Raw genomic sequence first — 16,947 nt, forward strand, 5'->3', positions numbered from 1 at the left:
ATCCTAACCCCTGACTGAAAAGTTGGGGGTTTTAGGTATGGCGATATTATGATAAAAGCAGAATCTGGATTTACGTTCATTCAATTAATCGTTGTCCTATTGATTGTTTCTGTGTTACTATTTTTTGCTTACCCTATGATTCCCGCTCTGTTTGAGCGTATGGAATCACATACAACAAGGAAACACCTTCATGAAGCAATTCGCTTGGCAAAGATAGAGAGTTATTCAAGAGGTAAGGATGTTATCATTTGTGCTATGAATAGCGAGAATGAATGCAGTAGGAGTGCTCAAGAAAGATTTGTTGTCTTCGTAGATAATGATAGAGACAATAGATTAGGCGCCAAAGATTATATAATTAGCAGCGAATCTTTGTATTTAAAACATGGTATAATTAAAATGAATGCCTCATTATCACGCAATTATATGAAATTCATGGGTGATACGGGTAAGCCGCGTGGGAATTATGGCAATATCAAATATTGTACCTTATCCAAGAATAACAACAATAATTTTCAAATTGTCATCAATACACATGGTGTTGTGACTGAGAGACAAGGTCACTTATATCGTATAGAATGTTAGAAAGGGGATGGTATGGCGGTAGATTTTTCTCAGACTTTAATTGTGGCGATTTCGGCGACAGCCTTATTTGATTTGTCCGAAGCGGAAGCCAAACTGATTGAATTAACAAAAAAGGACGAAGAGACGGCTGCCAAGAAATTCCGTGAATATATGCATTTGCGCGAGAATGAATCTTTAAATCAAGGAACAGGCTATCCGCTTATTAAGGCGCTTTTGAATTTAAATCGGTATCAGGACGATAAGGAATATCATGATGAATCACCCTTTGTTGAGGTGGTGATCGTTTCCAAATCTACGCCAGACATGGGTATACAGGTGCTTAATGCCATTCGCACACATGAGCTAGGCATCACTCGATCTGCTTTTATCTCTGGCGCTTCGGTGGCGGATTATATTAAGGATTTTGATGTTGACTTATTCTTAACGACCAATCGCGAAGACGCCCAGAAAGTGGCGGATGCGAACATTTGCGCTTGTGCGATTCTTGATGCGACTCCGATCGATACGTCAGAGCTTGACACTGAGCAGCTTCGCATCGCCTTTGATGGGGATGCTGTGTTATTTGATGAGGCGGGTGAGCTGGTATTTAAGCAGCAAGGATTGCAGGCATTTCACCATCATGAGGATGAGATGGCTGACTTGCCGATGGAGAAAGGCCCTTATGCGGATTTTCTTATTAAGCTCTCTAAGCTACAAAATAAATTACCCAATGAGACCGAAGATGCGGTGCATAATCCGATCCGTATTGCCTTGGTTACTGCCAGAAATGCACCTGCTGACATGCGAGCGATTAAGACGCTGCGTGAATGGGGTGTGAGTGTTGACGTGGCTTTTTTCTTGGGTGGTCTAAATAAGACGAAGGTACTGCAAACCTTTGCACCGCATATCTTCTTTGATGACTCAATTAAGCACATCGACGCTGCGCGTAATGTTGTGCCGTCCGCACTGGTGCCATATCATTCGACTTCATTGTTGAATGATATGCCGCAGCATTTGGATGAGCAGGTATTTAAGCCCATTAAAAAACGCAAGAAACCATGAAGAAATCAACATTGTTCAAACTGGCTCTCGCTGCAGCTTTATTGATACTGCCGAGACGCAGCAGCTCAAAAAAGCCGCAACATGACGATTAGACTTATTGATACGCATACGCATTTTGACGTGCCTGAGTATGATGAACATCGCAGGTTGATGACTGAACGTGCTCATGAACAGGGCATTAGGCATCTGGTGTTGATTGGTTTTTTGGCGAAATATTTTCATCAGATGGTAAAAGTCAAATCCCAAATGGCGGATTTTGCCAAGAGCAGCCATCAAGGCATTCAGGCTCATTTGGCGTTCGGACTTCATCCTTTGTACATCATGGAGCAGTCGGATTCTGACCTGATGTTGCTTGATGATTTTATTAGGAAGTACAGCAGTATCGCCATTGCTGAGATTGGTCTAGATACTTATCCAAAAACCTTGGCGCAGTCAGATATTTTTGAAAAGCAAAAGCGGTTTTTTATTGAGCAAATTCATCTTGCCAAACACCATGATTTGCCGATTTTATTACATATTCGCAAAGCGCACGCTCAAGTCCTGCAGATTTTAAAAGATCATAAATACCGCGCCAGCGTTCAGGGTGGTATCGCTCATAGTTTTAGTGGCGGCGAACAAGAGGCTTTAGCTTTTGTGAAGATGGGATTTAAGCTTGGTATTACGGGGCAAATCACCAACCCCAATGCTAAGAAATTACGCAATTCTGTGATGAATGTGTTTAAGCGATATGGCGCTGAGGCATTCGTGATTGAGACGGACTGCCCCGACATGATGCCGGTGCCTTGCCAGCACTTGGGCACGTTCAATGAACCTGCTAATTTGGTGTATGTGCTTGATGAGTTGGCGACGATGTTTGATATGGATAAAGAGAATTTGGCTAGGCAGCTATGGCAGAACAGCAATGAGGCGCTGCACCAAAATTGGGTATATGAATGATGAATGACATGTTAACCGCTCGACGATTCACTGGTACGCGAACGCTTTATGGCGATGGATTTGAGAAATTTATCAATGCTCACGTTTATGTGATTGGTGTTGGTGGCGTGGGCTCTTGGGCAGCAGAAGGTCTGGCAAGAACAGGGGTGGGGCAGATTACGTTGGTCGATCTGGATGTATTGGTTGAGAGTAACATCAACCGCCAGCTGCCTGCCTTAGATGGTACGCTTGGAGAGTCGAAGATTGAGGTAATGGCGGCACGACTTAGGCAAATCAATCCTAATCTTGAGCTGAATCTGGTTGATGATTTTTTGACCGTAGATAACGTTCAGCAGATTCTACCCAATAAAGAAGAGGCAGTAGCCCTGGCTGCTCAAGGTAAAAATGTAATCGTGTTAGACTGTGTCGATGACATGAATGCCAAGCTTGCTTTGGCGCTGCATTGCCGATTTAATAAAATTAAGCTCATCGTCTCTGGTGGGGCGGGTGGTAAAATTAACCCAACGCAAATCAAAGTTGACGATCTCACAGACGTAACCCAAGATCCATTATTGGCAAAATTAAGAAACAAACTCAAAGAAAAAAATATTAGCCAATCAAAAGGCAAATTCGGTATCAAATGCGTCTATTTAGCCGAACAATTAAAAATGGCAACAGCGTGTGAAAGCGGTCTGAATTGTGGTGGTTACGGCTCAGCAGTCGCAGTTACGTCTGTGGTGGGCATGGTGATGGTGTCAGAATGCCTAAGATTGATTGCTAAGCAATAGCACTAAGCAAAAAAAATCCCCAATGAAGTATTGGGGATTTTTTATGGGTGTGCATCATATATTACACGCGTGATAGGTATTCGCCAGTACGAGTATCGACTTTTACGATTTCGTCTTGTTGTACGAATAGTGGTACACGCACCACCGCGCCAGTCTCTAGACGTGCAGGTTTGCCGCCGCCACCAGAGGTGTCGCCACGCAGACCTGGATCGGTTTCTACGATTTGTAGCTCAACGAAGTTTGGTGGGGTAACGCTTAGCGGTGCGCCATTGAATAGAGTGATGGTGCAAAGTGCGTTTGAGTTCTCTTTTAGCCATTGTGCTGCATCGCCCATGGCGTTCTTGTCAGCTTGCATTTGCTCGAAAGTCTCAGGGTGCATGAAGTGCCAGAACTCACCATCGTTGTATAGATAGTTCATTTCGGTATCTAGTACGTCAGCACCTTCTAGGCTGTCGCCAGATTTGAAGGTCTGTTCTAAAACTTTACCTGTCTTTAGGTTGCGAAGTTTAACACGGTTAAAGGCCTGACCTTTACCAGGTTTAACGTATTCGTTCTCGATGATTGAGCATGGGTTGCCGTCAAGCATGACTTTTAGGCCAGCTTTAAAATCATTGGTAGAATAACTTGCCATGATGATTACCTTTAAAAAAGAAAAATAAATTTTGGCGAAAGTGCGATATAATACCCAGCATTTCGCAAATGTCGCTAAACAGCACATTATATATAGTTTTGTTGAATATTGTCAAAAGATAATGAATGATTTTTCAAAAATATTGACCATTGATGTTGATTCTGCTTACGGTGATTGGCAAAGTGAATTGGCTGACGGTGTTTCGGATGTGGCTGAATTGTGTGATTTGCTTGAGATAGAGTGTCCAGATGCGCCTTATCAGCCTAAGGGTTTTGGGCTAAGAGTGCCGCGAGCCTTTATTCAAAAGATGACAAAAGGTGATCCAAGTGATCCGCTGCTACTGCAGGTTCTGCCAGACATCAAAGAAACTGTGGTAAGCGCTGGCTATACTGCCGATCCCTTACAAGAGAATGAGCAAAATCCAATTAAGGGTCTGCTGCATAAATACAAAAACCGTGTGCTGATTACCACAACGGGGGCGTGTGCGGTGCATTGTCGTTATTGTTTCCGTCAGCATTTTGACTATCATGCGAACATGCCAAGCATTCAAGAGATCGCTCGTATTGCCGACTATGTGGCAAGCTGCCCAGATGTTGATGAGATGATCTTTAGTGGTGGCGATCCGCTGAATTTAAATCATAGACGCCTAACAGCTTGGTTCGATGCCATAAACGCCATCCCAAACGTCAAGACCATCCGCATTCATACACGTCTGCCTGTGGTGCTACCCAATCGTGTGGATGATGAACTGCTAAGCCTGCTAAAAGCTTCACCAAAAAGCATCGTCATGGTGTTGCATATTAATCATGCCAACGAGATTGATGGATCTCTTAAGCAAAAATGCCGCGCACTCAGAGAATCCGGCGTTGTCTTATTAAATCAGACGGTTCTGCTAAAGGGTGTGAATGATCACGCTCAGACGTTGATTGAGCTTAGTCATGCGTTATTTGATGCAGGGATTTTACCTTATTATTTGCACGTGTTGGATAAAGTTCAGGGGGCGGCGCATTTTGATTTGCTGATTGAGCGTGCGATTGAGATTTATTGGCAGATGCTCGAGAGTCTGTCGGGTTATCTGGTGCCCAAACTGGTGCAAGAGCTGCCCAATAGACCGTATAAGACACCGATTAATATACATGCTTTGGATTGAACTTAAAAAAATACTTGCAAAATTTCAAAACTTTGTTAAAATAGCAACACTTTAGGCGTATAGCTCAGTTGGTTAGAGCACCACCTTGACATGGTGGGGGTCGATGGTTCGAGTCCGTTTACGCCTACCAAACAACAATCCAGGGCTATCCACAATCGTGCGATAGCCCTTTATTTTTCAAGGTTTAAAGCCTTTTTGTTGTCTTTTGTAGTCTATGGCTATCTATTGAAATCTATGTTTTTTGTTGGTATATTTGTTGGTATAAAAATCCTTATACCAACAAACAAGGCAAATCATGCTAACAGATACCGCCATAAAACGGTTAAAGCCGTCCACTGATTGCACCCCAAATAAGCCTGATAAGTATTCAGACGGCAACGGCTTACAATTAATAGTAAGACCAACAGGGACAAAAGTTTGGTTGGTTGCCTATCGCTATCATGGCAGACAAACTAATATCACATTGGGGCGTTATCCTACAATTAGCCTACAACAAGCACGCCTACAAGCCTTGGAGATAAAACAGAAGCTAGCACAAGGTATAGACCCTAAGACCGCTAAGCCTAATACGGTGCTATTTGGCGATATAGCGAACGAATACCACACCCAAAGAGACCGTAACAACCCAATCAATAAGGGCAAATACACCGTATCAAAAGTTACGCACAAAAAGGATTTGAGCCAATATAATAATGACATTGCCCCACATATCGCCCATTTGGACATAAACGCTGTTACGCCTGTAATGATACTAGATATTGCCAAACGCATTGAAAAGCGTGGAGCATATGACATGGCAAAACGAGCCATTAGGCAAATAGGGGCAATATTCCGCCATGCTAGGGATAAGGGGCTATATGACCGCCTACCGCCAACAGACGGGCTGGAAAAACGCCTAACCAAACGAAAACAAGAACACTTTGCGCGCCTAGAATTTCACGAATTACCCCAATTCTTTTCCCATGTTCATCATTCCACTTGTGAACCGCTTACAAAACTTGCCTTTAAATTTATTTGCCTGACCTTTGTGCGCACCATAGAAATGCGCTTTATGCAATGGGCGGAAATTGATTGGGATAACTACCTTTGGCGAATACCGCCCGAGCGCATGAAAATGGATAAGCCCCATATCGTACCACTTGCCCCACAAGCCATAGAGATTTTACACCAAATTAAGGCAATGGGGCTAAGTGATGAATTTGTGTTTTATAACCCCAAAACCAAAAAGCCCGTTAGTGAAAATTTTCTAACACAGGCGTTAAAGCGTTTGGGCTATCAAGGACGAATGACAGGACACGGGTTTAGGGGCATTGCCAGCACCAAATTACATGAATTGCAATACAATCATGAGTGTATAGAATTACAATTAGCCCATGCCAAAGCGGATAAAGTCAGCATGGCATACAATGGGGCGGAACACTTGCCCTACCGCGTGCAGATGATGAAAGAATGGGCAAAGCTGATAGAACACGCTTGTCAATGAGCCACTAAAACAAAAAGCCCCAGTTTGGAGCTTTTTTTATATTTGAATTATTGCAATTTAGATGGTTTTAGATTGCTAAAAACTAATTAGTTTGCTATCATCTAAGACAATCTAAGACTACCTAAGCCCCCCCATGAAAGACATTTGGCATTACCCACGCACCGCCCTAGCCGAGCAGGTTTTAAGCCTTTTTAATAGCGGTTTATCCCATGCCCTAACCTTTTTTGCCCCAAGACGAAAGGGCAAGACCGAATTTTTGTTAAAAGACATTACGCCCCTTGCCAAAGAGTATGATTACAAGGTGTTTTATTTTAGCTTTTTGGATAATGGCGAGAATGTAGAAAAACGCTTTATTTATGAGCTTAACGCCTTTTGCCAAGGCAAGATAGCCAAAAGCCTAAGCCACCTATCAAGCGTGGAGATACAAGGCTTTAAAGCCGAATTACAGGCATTGGGCAATGATGACCTACTACACAGCCTAAACGCCCTAGCAGGGCAGGGCAAGCCCATATTACTGCTACTAGACGAGATACAGGCATTAGCAGGGGCGAGCCATTACCCCATCATAGCCAGTTTGCGCACCGCCTTAGACACCAATAAGGATAAAATTAAAGTCATCTTTACAGGTTCAAGCCGTGAGCAGTTACGGCTTATGTTTTCATCAAGCACCGCCCCATTTTTTTATTATGGGCAAAATTTAACTTTTCCTGATTTGGATAAGGCATTTACCGACCATTTGGCGGGCGTGTTTTATCACACCACTAAAAGGGATTTGGATAATAATGGGCTATGGAGTGCGTTTGTTGCTATGAACAAAAGCCCACAAATGGCTAGGGCATTGATTGAACGCATGGCACTAAATCCCATGCTAGACATTACAACCGCCAAAGATGAGCTGTTGGACGAGATACAGGCAAGCCAAGATTATTCGGTTATCTATCACGATTTGACCGCCATACAACAGCACCTATTAACCCACATTGCCACAGGGCAAGGCGAGCTATACAGCCAAACCACCAAAGACAAATTAACTGAGCATTTGGGCGTGGATATTGGCAATCAGCACATACAATCCGCCATACGTTCGCTATCCAAAAAAGGCTTGTTATTCAAGGTTAGTAATGGTGTGTATGAGATTGACGATATATTTTTTAAAGAGTGGTTATTAAATCACGGCTAATCAGTTTTGCAAGGCTAGGAGTAGCTACCGAAAGGCGGTTATTTTTCATACCTTAGACCGCCACGCCTTGCACTTTTATTTGTTAAGGTATGGTAAGGTGTGAAATGAAAATTTATGATTTTAAAGAGTTTTTAAATATTGATGATATAGCAGAGTATTTGACAGATAAGGGCGTAAGTAAGTTTTACCCCTTAATAACACATAGCGAGAAAAGACTTAACGGGTTATTATCCGAATGGATAAAATTAGGGAAATTACGCCCACTATATCCATTTAATAGGTTTGTTATGCAGTATAAAATGGATTATGGTTTTGAGATAAATGAAAGTAATGTGTTGGAATTTGCAGAAAATATTCTTGATGATTTTGAGAGAATGCAAAATGGCGAACCAAAAAAAAAACATAACCACAAAGCAAAGAGAATAGATATTGGTAAAAAATATATCAATGATTATTTAATTTTTAGTGATGAAATATGGAATAGCTTGTGCTTTTCTGATAATACGCCTTTAACTTCTTTAGATTGGTATAGATTTTATAATGATGAAAACAATAAATACCAATTTGATATAATATATTGTGATGATATTCCGCCAGAACACAGAGAATTTACCATTTTTAGAAATAAGGTTGTATTTTTAAAATCTGAATTAGACACTATTTTTAATCAGCCATCAAGAGCTGACCTAGAAAATAAAATTTCTATGCTTGAGCAACAGGCAAAGATGACAAACGATAATTATAAATCAATTGAATTTAGAACGGGTGGTGTAGATACTTGTATTTATATTGATGATTTGCATGACAAGATAACCGCCAAAGATGACATCATAGCAGAACAAACCAAACAGATTGCAGAGTTACAAAAACAGCTTGAACAAATGCCACAAGGTGCTAGTGTGGATAGTGACTTAAAAGGTATCGAAAAATATAACCACGACAAACAAAAAACCAAAGATTTTGCGCGTGCGATTGCTAATAGCGTCTGGCAAATGGACGTAAACCAACAAATCAGAACAAATGACATGGTGCAACATATCAAATCTATATTACTTGAAGCTAGACCTGGCGATTTACCAGAGCGTGATGAAAGTTTGGCGAATTGGTTGCAAGACATCAAGCCACCACACGCCACAAAGAGCGGGCGAACACCCAAAAACGCACCAACAGAAATACCCCTAACCTTTAAAAAATAAATACCCCCAAACGTATAAAATACCCGTTTATCCCCTTATCCTTAGTGGTTCGGGGATTTTTCTATTTTTATCCACCACCTACAATACGTCCTAAATCCACCACAGTTTAGGAGCGTATCACATGAACCAAAGCAATTCACAAACCAGCCTACCCAAAGACGGCATGAGCCGATTAGCCCAGCTATTGCCATTCTTGCCAATCGGTAAAAGCACTGTTTGGGCATGGGTAAAGGCTGGCAAATTCCCCCAGCCAATCAAACTAAGCCCGACCGTGACCGTATGGCGTAACAGCGATATTCATACATGGTTAAACAACCAACAGGGGGAAGCATGAGCCAGCGCAAAGCCATTTTTGATTATCTGATGACGGGGCAGACCCTAGACAATCAAAAAGCCTACAAGCTTTTTAATATGTTTTGCCTACCCCAGCGCGTTAGTGATTTACGGTTAATCTATGGAATACCCGTTCAAAGTTGCTTGATTAATCTACCAAATGGTAAGCGGTTTTCATCATATTGGCTAGAACGTGATTATATTGCCAAAGTTAAGGCGGGCGAGATTGAAAGCGTTTGGGGCGCAAACCTTGCCACGCCTTAAAATCCAAGCAAGGCATTTAACTGGCGCAATGAGAAACCACCCCATGACGGTAATTTTGCGAGCAGTATCGGGGGAGAGTTTACCAAGTGCTAAAAACAACCCAACCACCAATAAACAGGAGAATAAACCATGTTATCAGACTATCTAAATAAACTATCTGATGATTTAACCACCAGTCAAACCGTGCTTAAACAAATCAGCCAAGCCAGCAATAACAGCCGTGTATCAAATGCGCTGGATAAAATCGCCAGTAGGCTAGAAGTTCACGCCAGCCAAATTCAAAAGCTGGCAGACCACGCCAGCACCCAAAAAAAGTAGGCATAAAAAAACGCCCCTAACCATTCACTAGGAGCGATAAAAACCAACGTTTTTTAATTCGATATTGCAGGTAAATTATATCATGAAATTAAATAATGAAATACTGGCAAACCGTGAATTTATTTCACTTGCCAAAGTAGCGGGCGTGATTGATAATACCGCTACTACTAAACACATATCGGTACAGCCAAACCGCCATACATTGGCTATTTTTACGCCTAGACATTCCACAGGTGTAAATAAACCGTCATTACAAGATATTTGCACAGTATCATCAGTTTATGGCGGGTTGATAGGGGTAAATACAAAACCGAAAGGAAATAGCCCCAGCCGTATATGTGCGGTAGTTGAGACCCGCCACCCTATTAATGGGGTGGTATCACTAACTAAACACATAGGAGCGTCAATCATGACCGCACAAAACAGCACACAAGCCCCACAGAGCCACGCCAAAACTAACCTAACCCCTTTTGACCTGCTAAACACCAAAGACGTGCTACAAGGCATGATAACCGCCTTTGATGACGTTCAAGACCTAATGCACCTAATCCAGTATGGAAACCTTAGCCCGCGAATGATAAAAAGCATCGCCCGAGCCGCCCAAAGTCATGTTAATGCATGGGCTGAAGTTGGCAATGATGAACTAGAGACATTAAAAGGTATGACGGCAAGGGGTGTAAGATGATTAGCAATGTTATCTATTTGGTGCAATGCAAAGAACTAGGCATTTTTAAAGAATTTACAGACTTTGACACTGCCCACACGTTCGCTACCCAGCTTAAACAAGATTATCCAGAAGTTAGCATTGGGCGATTTAAATACACAATGTTTACTGATGAATGGGACACCAGCACAAGCCCAATAATGCACGGTTACGCTTTGGGCGTGATAGATGGGGGGCGAGAATGAGCAATCATAATCCATTAATTTATGAGACTTTGCCAGCACCCAAAGGCGATGAGAGCCTTACCCATGACGATTTACTTCATTTGCCATTTGAGCAGGTAAGGCGTTATGACCATGATGGCGGTTTTGATTTGGTATTCCCTATGATTAACCCAGCGGGGGAAATAGATAACCTTATTTGCTATCCAAGCACCGAACAACGCCCACACATGGCAAGAGACTACCAAAATCATGCTTGCTTAATGCCCGCTAATCAAAAATCGCTTGACGGGGGAAGTTGTCTTGGCGGTTATTGGGATAGATAACGCTTATAAATTATCATTGCAAATGCTTGGCGGTAAGTCGGTTAAAGTCTTAACCTTGCCCAGCTTTGCAGGTGGTTGTTTTGCCCAAATGGTAAAAGCCCACCGCCCACAATACGCCTTGACCACCCACGACCAATCAGACTTGATAGATAGATTGGCAAGCATTGTAGGCGTGGAAGTCATCAGCACCATTGCAGACGTTAGCACAGCACTAGAAAGCCAATCACTTGATGAACTGCTATCAGATGAAACCAACACCCAACGCCATACACAAGCATGGGGCGAAGTAAAACCGCTTAGCGTGGGTGTTGAGCGGTGCAACCCTTACCCAGTGCAAGCCTTTGGGAATTTACAAAGCGTAGTTGAGAAAATCGCTTGGTATAGCCAAACACCGCACAGCATGGCAGGGCAAAGCGTATTAGGGGCGTTATCCACCATTGGGCAAATTTTTGTTAATGCCCCTATGGGTTATGAGCATAAGCCCGCAAGCTTATTTTTGCTTACCCAAGCCCCATCAGGTGCAGGTAAAACACAAGTTAACCGCTTAGCCTACAAAGCCATTTATGAGCATAGCCAGCGCATTTATGAGCAGTTTATCCAAGACGTGCAAGAATGGCAAAATGCCAAAGAAAACCTAAAGGGCAGGGAAAAAGCGGATTATCTAAATTTTCATCATGAACCAGTTAATAATTCCCCTATCATCAAAGACGCTACAACAGAGATTATCTTGGATAGGTTTATTAGTGGTACGGTAAAGAATCAATCATGGGCAACCAGTGAAGCGGGGCAATTCTTTGGGGGTTATAGCCTAAAAGCTGATACAGTGGGTAACTCATTATCAAGTTTTACCACGCTTTGGAGTGAAGGGGAAGCCAGTCGCATGAGAAAGACCAACGCCAAGAACGGCAATTATAAAACCAGTGCGTATGATTGTCGTTTAACGCTTGATTTGAGCGGACAACAAATTATTATTGCCAGCGCAATGAATGACCCATTATTAAATGAGCAAGGCATTTTAGCACGCTGTTTATTGTCTTGTGAGCCGTCATTTATCGGTAGTCGTGATTGGTGTAGTGAACAGCGAATGAACGCCAATCCTTATAATGATGAAGCAATTACATGGGCGATAGATGACAAAATTGCGACTCAGTGGTACACTATTTGCAATATAATTTGTAACATTTGGAATAAACATGGTATATGAGCGCACCCTTGCGAACGAGATAACAGCAACCGGCATCGGACTGCACAGCGGTAAACAAGTCAGTTTGACGCTTGCGCCTGCTGACGTTGGCACGGGCATCGTCTTTGAGCGTACGGATTTGGGCGGCGCGCGCATTCCCATGAGTGCCAATTTGGTGCAGGATACGATGATGTCATCGAATCTGGTGCAAGGCGATGCACGTGTTGGCACGGTAGAGCATCTGCTATCAGCGTTGGCGGCCTGTGGTCTAGATAATCTAATCATCAAGGTCGATGCGCCTGAGATTCCCATCATGGATGGCTCGGCAGCGCCTTTTTTATATCTCATCCATGAAGCAGGCATCAAAGAGCAAAATAAAGCCAAGCAATTCATCAAAATCCTAAAACCTATACGCGTTGAAGATGGTGACAAATGGGCGCAGTTTACACCTTATGATGATGGGTTTTTGATGGATTTTGAAATTGACTTTAATCACGAAGCGATCAGATCCACCGACCAAAAAACCACACTTGACTTTAATACAGCGAATTTTGCTCGTGAAGTTGGGCAGGCGCGCACCTTTGGATTCCTAAAAGATCTTGAGTATCTACGTGAGCGTAATTTGGCATTGGGTGGCAGCCTTGATAATGCTGTGGTGCTCGATGACACGTCCGTGATGAACGAAGGCGGTCTAAGATACCCTAATGAATTTGTCCGTCACAAGATGCTTGATGCGGTGGGTGATTTATTTGTGATCGGACATCCGATTTTGGCGCACTTTTCGGCGTATAAATCAGGCCATGCGGTCAATAATATGCTCATTCGTGCGGTGTTGGCTGACGAAAGTAGCTATGAAATTGTAAATTTTTGTAACAGAAAGGACGCGCCAATCGAGTATTTAGAGCCGATTATTTCTGTTTGATTTAAGCAATAAATAGCTTCTAGTACTTCACCAAGTAAGGCGCTGGCAAATCTTAAGCAAGGTTTGGCGAAGTTTTCATAAATGAGTCACTAACAATTGTTAAAATCAAAAACCCATCTGATGTTCTGAACAGATGGGTTTTATTTTCGGTGGTCAATCTTTGAGATTATCAAGCGTTACGCAGGGGTGTTAATTTTTATCAGCCGATAGGGCGGGGCGGAAGACTTAACTTGCAAATAACATTTTTTCTTATTTAACTACAAAAAATCTGCCAAAAGTTTACAAAACTTTACAATGAAATAACTATTGCGGCAATATTTGACCTACATACTACAATGAACGTATGTTTACTCAATTATCTTTGGTTAGGCGCAGCAGGGCTTGTTTTAATTGATCATCATGGATGACAGTCGAAGCAGTTTGGGTTATAATACGCTTCGTGTTTTCGCTTAAGGTTTTTTTTGAACTGGTTTGGCGAGAGTCTGATTGGATGGGTTTTGGTGTGACAATCACCCGAAACTCCTCTAAATAACAAAATTGCTCATCATAGGCGCGTAAAGCCTGAACAAAATTTGCAGTAAGATAGCGCAGATGATTAGCAGCCGTAGATGATGACAGAGCCACCGTAAGGCGATGTCGATCAGCATGAGCAACGGTACAGTCTTGTAGCATTTCTTGGGGTAGCAGTGGTTTTAGCGCTTGCTGTACTAAAGCGGTGCAAGATTGTAAATGCTCTAAATGATTCACCAGATGGGCAGGAAGTTTCATTCCAGCCGCCGCTTGTTTCTCAAGTTGGCTTGCCAGATGGTTAGGTTGGTTGTTCTTTAAGAATAAATCATCTACATGATCGAAATTTTTTAAATCAGACATATCTCACCTTAACAACGAAAAAGCCATGGACATGGTGTCCAGCAGGGCAAGTGTATCATGCCTTATGATCAGATTACCAACCAAATCATATGATTTTTAGGCGATGTGAAAGCTTTTGTTGTTGTGTGTATTGTTCGTGTTGTGTGATTTCAAGGTAATTTACTGGCGCACTAGGATGTACGTTGCTGATCACAAGCTTTTAATCAAAACCCATACAGACGCAACCAAGATAAGACAAAGGGGCAATGCCAATTTACATCTTGGAAGCGCGAGGAAAGTTTATGAAAAGAGTATTTTGGCTGATGTCCGCTGTTGGGCTGACCTTTGGACAAACAAGTGCCGCTCAATCAAACGGCATTCAAATCGCCCAAGGCAACATTGTGAATGTTGGTAGCACGCCCAATACCACAACGAATATTGATGATGTAATCAATAAGCTAATCGCATTGAACCACGCTTCTGTATCACGCATTCAACAACCTGTAAATACTGTTTCTAATACTGTATCAACCTCAAGCCCGCTTTCTAACGCGACAAATTTTAGTTCATCCCATCAAGCACCTTCTATCACCGCCCAGCTTACCAGCAGTAGCGCACCAAGCGTCGCAGCACGAGCTGCCTCACGTGCGGCACACGGTAGAAGTGTCGGCCGCTGCGCTTTATACGTTCGTAAAGCGCTACAATCAGCAGGCTACGAATTCACACCAAAGCCATCCGCGTATCAGTACGCACACGGTACTCTGGCTAGTGCTGGCTTCACCAAGATTAACAGTGACAATTACGAGCCACAAGTTGGTGATGTGGTGGTATTTAACCGTACTTCTCGCAACCCTCACGGCCACATTCAGATTTATGATGGCAGCCAATGGGTGTCTGACTACCGCCAAACTAAGTTCAGCCCATACAGCCAGCACAACGGCTATACCGTATGGCGTGATACGCGTTACACTGACGCAAGTGCCAATACTGGTACTATGCTTGCCCTTAATGGTCAGTAATTGTGTGATATCAAAAAGCCGACAATCAGTCGGCTTTTACTTTTTGTGCATTATAAATGGCATTGACAAGGCTAAATATTCTGCCAAAAAGCCTTGTCATGAAAATCAGGCGGATTGGCATGCTGTACAGCATAAAAAATCGGCGTGTCATCACGATACAAGATGGCGGTAGGATTGATTTTGCCAATCGTCATGTTGGCGATATCGTCTAGTGTAACGCTCATATGATAATATTTGACCATCTCGGTGTCGTCTAAATCTGACTGTACCACCACAAGCTTGCCATCTGCCCATACGGGCGGTAGGTGACTGGGCGTGCGATAATCGTCAAACTGATAGAGATTATAAAACTCTCCCATCGAATAATTCAGCTCAAAATAGCGTTTATCATTACCTTGTAATTCAAAAAAACACTCCAGACAATGACCCTCCCACAAGAAATCTTTGCGAGTGGGGTTGGCGCATTCGCTATTAGGTGTATTAAACCAATCACAAGAATGCACTCGATAGCTAAGCTGTAGGGCATTGCCTTTTGTGTTTACCGCCACGCAGATATTCGGGACGTTGGCGGCCGTGGGGATAAGCTCAAACAGATGTATATTAGAAGGATTGGCATTTTCCCAAAATGTTTTTTGATGATTTAGGATGATCATGAACTATGCTCATAAAAAACAAAAACCGCTCATAAGCGAACGGTTTTGGTGTTAGGATGATTTTAGCATCCAAAACGTGCCAAATTCGACAGCTTGGGATTAGGCTCTGGGTTCTTGCGTAGTAGCAGTACCATTCGTCCGATGTGATGAATCACCTCGCTATCAGTGGCCTCAGCCAATGCGTTGGCGCATTCTTTGCGCTCATCGCTTGAACCTGCTGGGATTTTGATTTTGATTAATTCGTGATCATCAAGGGCGCGCGCCACTTCCTCGATGACGGTTGGTGTTAGACCGCTGCCGCCAACGATGACGACAGGATTTAGACGATGACCGATGCCGCGCAGCTCTTTTAGGTCTTGCATCTTGGATTTTTTTGAACTCATAAATATTTCCAAAATAAAAAATTTGCTAAATTAATGACATTATAGCAGAAATTATCCCAAATTATCGCATAAAAATGGTAAACTAGGCCGTTATCCGTTTAACTTTTCAAAATAGACCAGAATTAACATCAGTTATGGCAACTCGCATCACCAATAAGAAATTTTCCAAATCAAGCCGTGCTTGGATGAAAGAGCACATCGATGATTATTATGTGCAAAAAGCCCAAAAAGACGGCTACAGAGCTCGCGCTGCTTACAAGTTATTAGAAATTAACGAAAAAACAGGACTTATCAAAAAAGGCATGACCGTCGTGGACTTAGGTTCAGCGCCGGGCAGTTGGTCTCAGGTGGCAGGTCAGCTTGTCGGTGATGATGGGATTTTAATTGCGTCGGATATTTTGCCAATGGATACACTTGAGAATGTGACTTTCATTCAGGGTGATTTTCGCGAACAAGAGGTTTTTGATCAGATCATGGTGGAAGTGAATGGCCGACGTGTTGATGTGGTGCTGTCCGATATGGCGCCCAATACCTCTGGGATGTCTGCTGTGGACATGCCGCGCATGATGTATCTGTGTGAGCTTGCGGTGGATTTTGCGCTGAAGGTGCTGCCTGAGGGCGGTGCGCTGATCATGAAAGTATTCCAAGGCGAGGGCTCAGCTGAACTGCGTGCTGACATGCAAAAAAAATTCAGCAAAATCAAAAGCATCAAGCCTGCGGCAAGTCGCCCACGATCAAAAGAGATGTTCTGGGTGGCGATTAAATAGCTGCTGCTTGGCTTGAATTTAAAGCAAGCATCCACATATAAAACAGGTAAATTAAACAATAAGGCGTTGCCCAATAGGC

General features: G+C 42.9%; 22 protein-coding genes and 1 tRNA gene. 19 read left to right on the plus strand and 4 right to left on the minus strand.

The genetic code is table 11. The features are described 5' to 3' along the window. The first annotated feature begins 48 nt into the window (after window positions 1-48). The 4 genes from MBO_RS05605 to MBO_RS05620 all read left to right on the plus strand — a co-directional run bounded on the left by MBO_RS05605 (window position 49) and on the right by MBO_RS05620 (window position 3,326). Entirely contained in the window at window positions 49-582 is a 534-nt protein-coding gene (locus MBO_RS05605) for a GspH/FimT family pseudopilin (RefSeq protein ID WP_046700276.1), read from the plus strand. Between the two features lie 12 nt (window positions 583-594). After that, window positions 595-1,623: a 5'-nucleotidase gene (locus tag MBO_RS05610; protein ID WP_036365353.1), complete on the plus strand. Its 1,029-nt coding sequence runs from the start codon at window positions 595-597 to the stop codon at window positions 1,621-1,623. 81 nt (window positions 1,624-1,704) lie between these two features. Further along, on the plus strand, window positions 1,705-2,559 hold the full coding sequence (locus MBO_RS05615; RefSeq protein WP_036365356.1) for a TatD family hydrolase: 855 nt from the start codon (window positions 1,705-1,707) through the stop codon (window positions 2,557-2,559). Next, window positions 2,559-3,326 (plus strand): tRNA threonylcarbamoyladenosine dehydratase, encoded by a 768-nt coding sequence (locus tag MBO_RS05620; RefSeq protein ID WP_036365569.1) that lies wholly within the window; start codon window positions 2,559-2,561, stop codon window positions 3,324-3,326. Before MBO_RS05615 ends, MBO_RS05620 begins: the two co-directional genes overlap by 1 nt. Before the next feature lie 61 nt (window positions 3,327-3,387). Here the strand turns inward: MBO_RS05620 and efp are convergent, their stop codons facing one another. Next, on the minus strand, window positions 3,388-3,957 hold the full coding sequence (efp, locus tag MBO_RS05625; RefSeq protein WP_036365360.1) for an elongation factor P: 570 nt from the start codon (window positions 3,955-3,957) through the stop codon (window positions 3,388-3,390). Window positions 3,958-4,078: 121 nt separating this feature from the next. Here efp and epmB point away from each other — a divergent pair, with 121 nt between their 5' ends. The 13 genes from epmB (at window position 4,079) to lpxC (ending at window position 13,197) form a co-directional block, all read left to right on the plus strand. Further along, window positions 4,079-5,107 carry an EF-P beta-lysylation protein EpmB gene (epmB, locus tag MBO_RS05630; RefSeq protein WP_052585329.1) on the plus strand — a complete coding sequence of 343 codons (1,029 nt, stop codon included), beginning with the start codon at window positions 4,079-4,081 and terminating at the stop codon, window positions 5,105-5,107. 53 nt (window positions 5,108-5,160) lie between these two features. Beyond that, window positions 5,161-5,237, plus strand: a tRNA-Val gene (locus MBO_RS05635). Window positions 5,238-5,402: 165 nt separating this feature from the next. After that, window positions 5,403-6,590, plus strand: coding sequence for a tyrosine-type recombinase/integrase (locus MBO_RS05640; RefSeq protein ID WP_036365362.1), 1,188 nt, complete (start codon window positions 5,403-5,405; stop codon window positions 6,588-6,590). Window positions 6,591-6,723: 133 nt separating this feature from the next. Further along, the gene (locus MBO_RS05645; RefSeq protein ID WP_036365365.1) at window positions 6,724-7,770 is read left to right on the plus strand and encodes an ATP-binding protein; all 1,047 of its coding nucleotides are present in this window, start codon (window positions 6,724-6,726) and stop codon (window positions 7,768-7,770) included. A gap of 104 nt (window positions 7,771-7,874) precedes the next feature. Then, on the plus strand, window positions 7,875-8,966 hold the full coding sequence (locus tag MBO_RS05650) for a hypothetical protein (protein WP_152545111.1): 1,092 nt from the start codon (window positions 7,875-7,877) through the stop codon (window positions 8,964-8,966). Between the two features lie 121 nt (window positions 8,967-9,087). Then, window positions 9,088-9,300, plus strand: a complete 213-nt coding sequence (locus MBO_RS05655; RefSeq protein WP_036365369.1) for a helix-turn-helix transcriptional regulator — start codon at window positions 9,088-9,090, stop codon at window positions 9,298-9,300. Further along, complete coding sequence (locus MBO_RS05660; protein ID WP_046698526.1) at window positions 9,297-9,563, plus strand: hypothetical protein; 267 nt, start codon at window positions 9,297-9,299, stop codon at window positions 9,561-9,563. Before MBO_RS05655 ends, MBO_RS05660 begins: the two co-directional genes overlap by 4 nt. Before the next feature lie 129 nt (window positions 9,564-9,692). Next, the gene (locus MBO_RS05665; RefSeq protein ID WP_036365371.1) at window positions 9,693-9,881 is read left to right on the plus strand and encodes a hypothetical protein; all 189 of its coding nucleotides are present in this window, start codon (window positions 9,693-9,695) and stop codon (window positions 9,879-9,881) included. Window positions 9,882-9,963: 82 nt separating this feature from the next. Then, a complete protein-coding gene (locus MBO_RS05670) occupies window positions 9,964-10,566 on the plus strand; it encodes a hypothetical protein (RefSeq protein ID WP_152545112.1) in 603 nt (200 codons plus the stop codon). After that, window positions 10,563-10,790, plus strand: a complete 228-nt coding sequence (locus MBO_RS05675) for a hypothetical protein (RefSeq protein ID WP_036365377.1) — start codon at window positions 10,563-10,565, stop codon at window positions 10,788-10,790. Before MBO_RS05670 ends, MBO_RS05675 begins: the two co-directional genes overlap by 4 nt. Beyond that, window positions 10,787-11,092 (plus strand): hypothetical protein, encoded by a 306-nt coding sequence (locus tag MBO_RS05680; protein ID WP_036365380.1) that lies wholly within the window; start codon window positions 10,787-10,789, stop codon window positions 11,090-11,092. The genes MBO_RS05675 and MBO_RS05680 overlap by 4 nt, the downstream gene beginning before the upstream one ends. Continuing rightward, window positions 11,052-12,296, plus strand: a complete 1,245-nt coding sequence (locus MBO_RS05685) for a DUF3987 domain-containing protein (protein ID WP_152545113.1) — start codon at window positions 11,052-11,054, stop codon at window positions 12,294-12,296. The genes MBO_RS05680 and MBO_RS05685 overlap by 41 nt, the downstream gene beginning before the upstream one ends. Next, window positions 12,286-13,197, plus strand: a complete 912-nt coding sequence (lpxC, locus tag MBO_RS05690; protein ID WP_036365383.1) for a UDP-3-O-acyl-N-acetylglucosamine deacetylase — start codon at window positions 12,286-12,288, stop codon at window positions 13,195-13,197. The genes MBO_RS05685 and lpxC overlap by 11 nt, the downstream gene beginning before the upstream one ends. 351 nt (window positions 13,198-13,548) lie before the next feature. On the opposite strand, the gene MBO_RS05695 is transcribed toward lpxC, so the two are convergent. Further along, window positions 13,549-14,067, minus strand: coding sequence for a DciA family protein (locus MBO_RS05695; RefSeq protein ID WP_036365386.1), 519 nt, complete (start codon window positions 14,065-14,067; stop codon window positions 13,549-13,551). A gap of 281 nt (window positions 14,068-14,348) precedes the next feature. Between MBO_RS05695 and MBO_RS05700 the strand changes: the two genes are divergently transcribed. Beyond that, window positions 14,349-15,065 carry a CHAP domain-containing protein gene (locus MBO_RS05700; RefSeq protein ID WP_036365388.1) on the plus strand — a complete coding sequence of 239 codons (717 nt, stop codon included), beginning with the start codon at window positions 14,349-14,351 and terminating at the stop codon, window positions 15,063-15,065. A 71-nt stretch (window positions 15,066-15,136) separates the two neighbouring features. Here the strand turns inward: MBO_RS05700 and MBO_RS05705 are convergent, their stop codons facing one another. Both MBO_RS05705 and MBO_RS05710 read right to left on the minus strand, forming a co-directional pair. Then, on the minus strand, window positions 15,137-15,718 hold the full coding sequence (locus MBO_RS05705) for a DOMON domain-containing protein (protein WP_036365390.1): 582 nt from the start codon (window positions 15,716-15,718) through the stop codon (window positions 15,137-15,139). A 62-nt stretch (window positions 15,719-15,780) separates the two neighbouring features. Further along, window positions 15,781-16,101, minus strand: coding sequence for a YhbY family RNA-binding protein (locus MBO_RS05710; RefSeq protein ID WP_036365392.1), 321 nt, complete (start codon window positions 16,099-16,101; stop codon window positions 15,781-15,783). 134 nt (window positions 16,102-16,235) lie between these two features. Here MBO_RS05710 and MBO_RS05715 point away from each other — a divergent pair, with 134 nt between their 5' ends. Next, window positions 16,236-16,868, plus strand: a complete 633-nt coding sequence (locus MBO_RS05715) for an RlmE family RNA methyltransferase (protein ID WP_036365395.1) — start codon at window positions 16,236-16,238, stop codon at window positions 16,866-16,868. The last annotated feature ends 79 nt before the right edge of the window (window positions 16,869-16,947 follow it).

The organism is Moraxella bovoculi 237 (genome assembly GCF_000696305.2).
In the GTDB taxonomy this organism is placed as follows: Bacteria; Pseudomonadota; Gammaproteobacteria; order Pseudomonadales; family Moraxellaceae; genus Moraxella; species Moraxella bovoculi.

Bases quoted from the DNA above. Each gene is read 5' to 3' on its own strand.
- MBO_RS05700 (WP_036365388.1), top strand. From the start codon at position 14,349: ATGAAAAGAGTATTTTGGCTGATGTCCGCTGTTGGGCTGACCTTTGGA.
- lpxC (WP_036365383.1), top strand. From the start codon at position 12,286: ATGGTATATGAGCGCACCCTTGCGAACGAGATAACAGCAACCGGCATC.
- MBO_RS05675 (WP_036365377.1), top strand. From the start codon at position 10,563: ATGATTAGCAATGTTATCTATTTGGTGCAATGCAAAGAACTAGGCATT.
- MBO_RS05615 (WP_036365356.1), top strand. From the start codon at position 1,705: ATGACGATTAGACTTATTGATACGCATACGCATTTTGACGTGCCTGAG.
- MBO_RS05695 (WP_036365386.1), bottom strand. From the start codon at position 14,067: ATGTCTGATTTAAAAAATTTCGATCATGTAGATGATTTATTCTTAAAG.
- MBO_RS05660 (WP_046698526.1), top strand. From the start codon at position 9,297: ATGAGCCAGCGCAAAGCCATTTTTGATTATCTGATGACGGGGCAGACC.
- MBO_RS05710 (WP_036365392.1), bottom strand. From the start codon at position 16,101: ATGAGTTCAAAAAAATCCAAGATGCAAGACCTAAAAGAGCTGCGCGGC.
- MBO_RS05640 (WP_036365362.1), top strand. From the start codon at position 5,403: ATGCTAACAGATACCGCCATAAAACGGTTAAAGCCGTCCACTGATTGC.
- MBO_RS05665 (WP_036365371.1), top strand. From the start codon at position 9,693: ATGTTATCAGACTATCTAAATAAACTATCTGATGATTTAACCACCAGT.
- MBO_RS05705 (WP_036365390.1), bottom strand. From the start codon at position 15,718: ATGATCATCCTAAATCATCAAAAAACATTTTGGGAAAATGCCAATCCT.
- MBO_RS05650 (WP_152545111.1), top strand. From the start codon at position 7,875: ATGAAAATTTATGATTTTAAAGAGTTTTTAAATATTGATGATATAGCA.
- MBO_RS05670 (WP_152545112.1), top strand. From the start codon at position 9,964: ATGAAATTAAATAATGAAATACTGGCAAACCGTGAATTTATTTCACTT.
- efp (WP_036365360.1), bottom strand. From the start codon at position 3,957: ATGGCAAGTTATTCTACCAATGATTTTAAAGCTGGCCTAAAAGTCATG.
- MBO_RS05610 (WP_036365353.1), top strand. From the start codon at position 595: ATGGCGGTAGATTTTTCTCAGACTTTAATTGTGGCGATTTCGGCGACA.
- MBO_RS05605 (WP_046700276.1), top strand. From the start codon at position 49: ATGATAAAAGCAGAATCTGGATTTACGTTCATTCAATTAATCGTTGTC.
- epmB (WP_052585329.1), top strand. From the start codon at position 4,079: ATGAATGATTTTTCAAAAATATTGACCATTGATGTTGATTCTGCTTAC.
- MBO_RS05620 (WP_036365569.1), top strand. From the start codon at position 2,559: ATGAATGACATGTTAACCGCTCGACGATTCACTGGTACGCGAACGCTT.
- MBO_RS05645 (WP_036365365.1), top strand. From the start codon at position 6,724: ATGAAAGACATTTGGCATTACCCACGCACCGCCCTAGCCGAGCAGGTT.
- MBO_RS05655 (WP_036365369.1), top strand. From the start codon at position 9,088: ATGAACCAAAGCAATTCACAAACCAGCCTACCCAAAGACGGCATGAGC.
- MBO_RS05715 (WP_036365395.1), top strand. From the start codon at position 16,236: ATGGCAACTCGCATCACCAATAAGAAATTTTCCAAATCAAGCCGTGCT.
- MBO_RS05680 (WP_036365380.1), top strand. From the start codon at position 10,787: ATGAGCAATCATAATCCATTAATTTATGAGACTTTGCCAGCACCCAAA.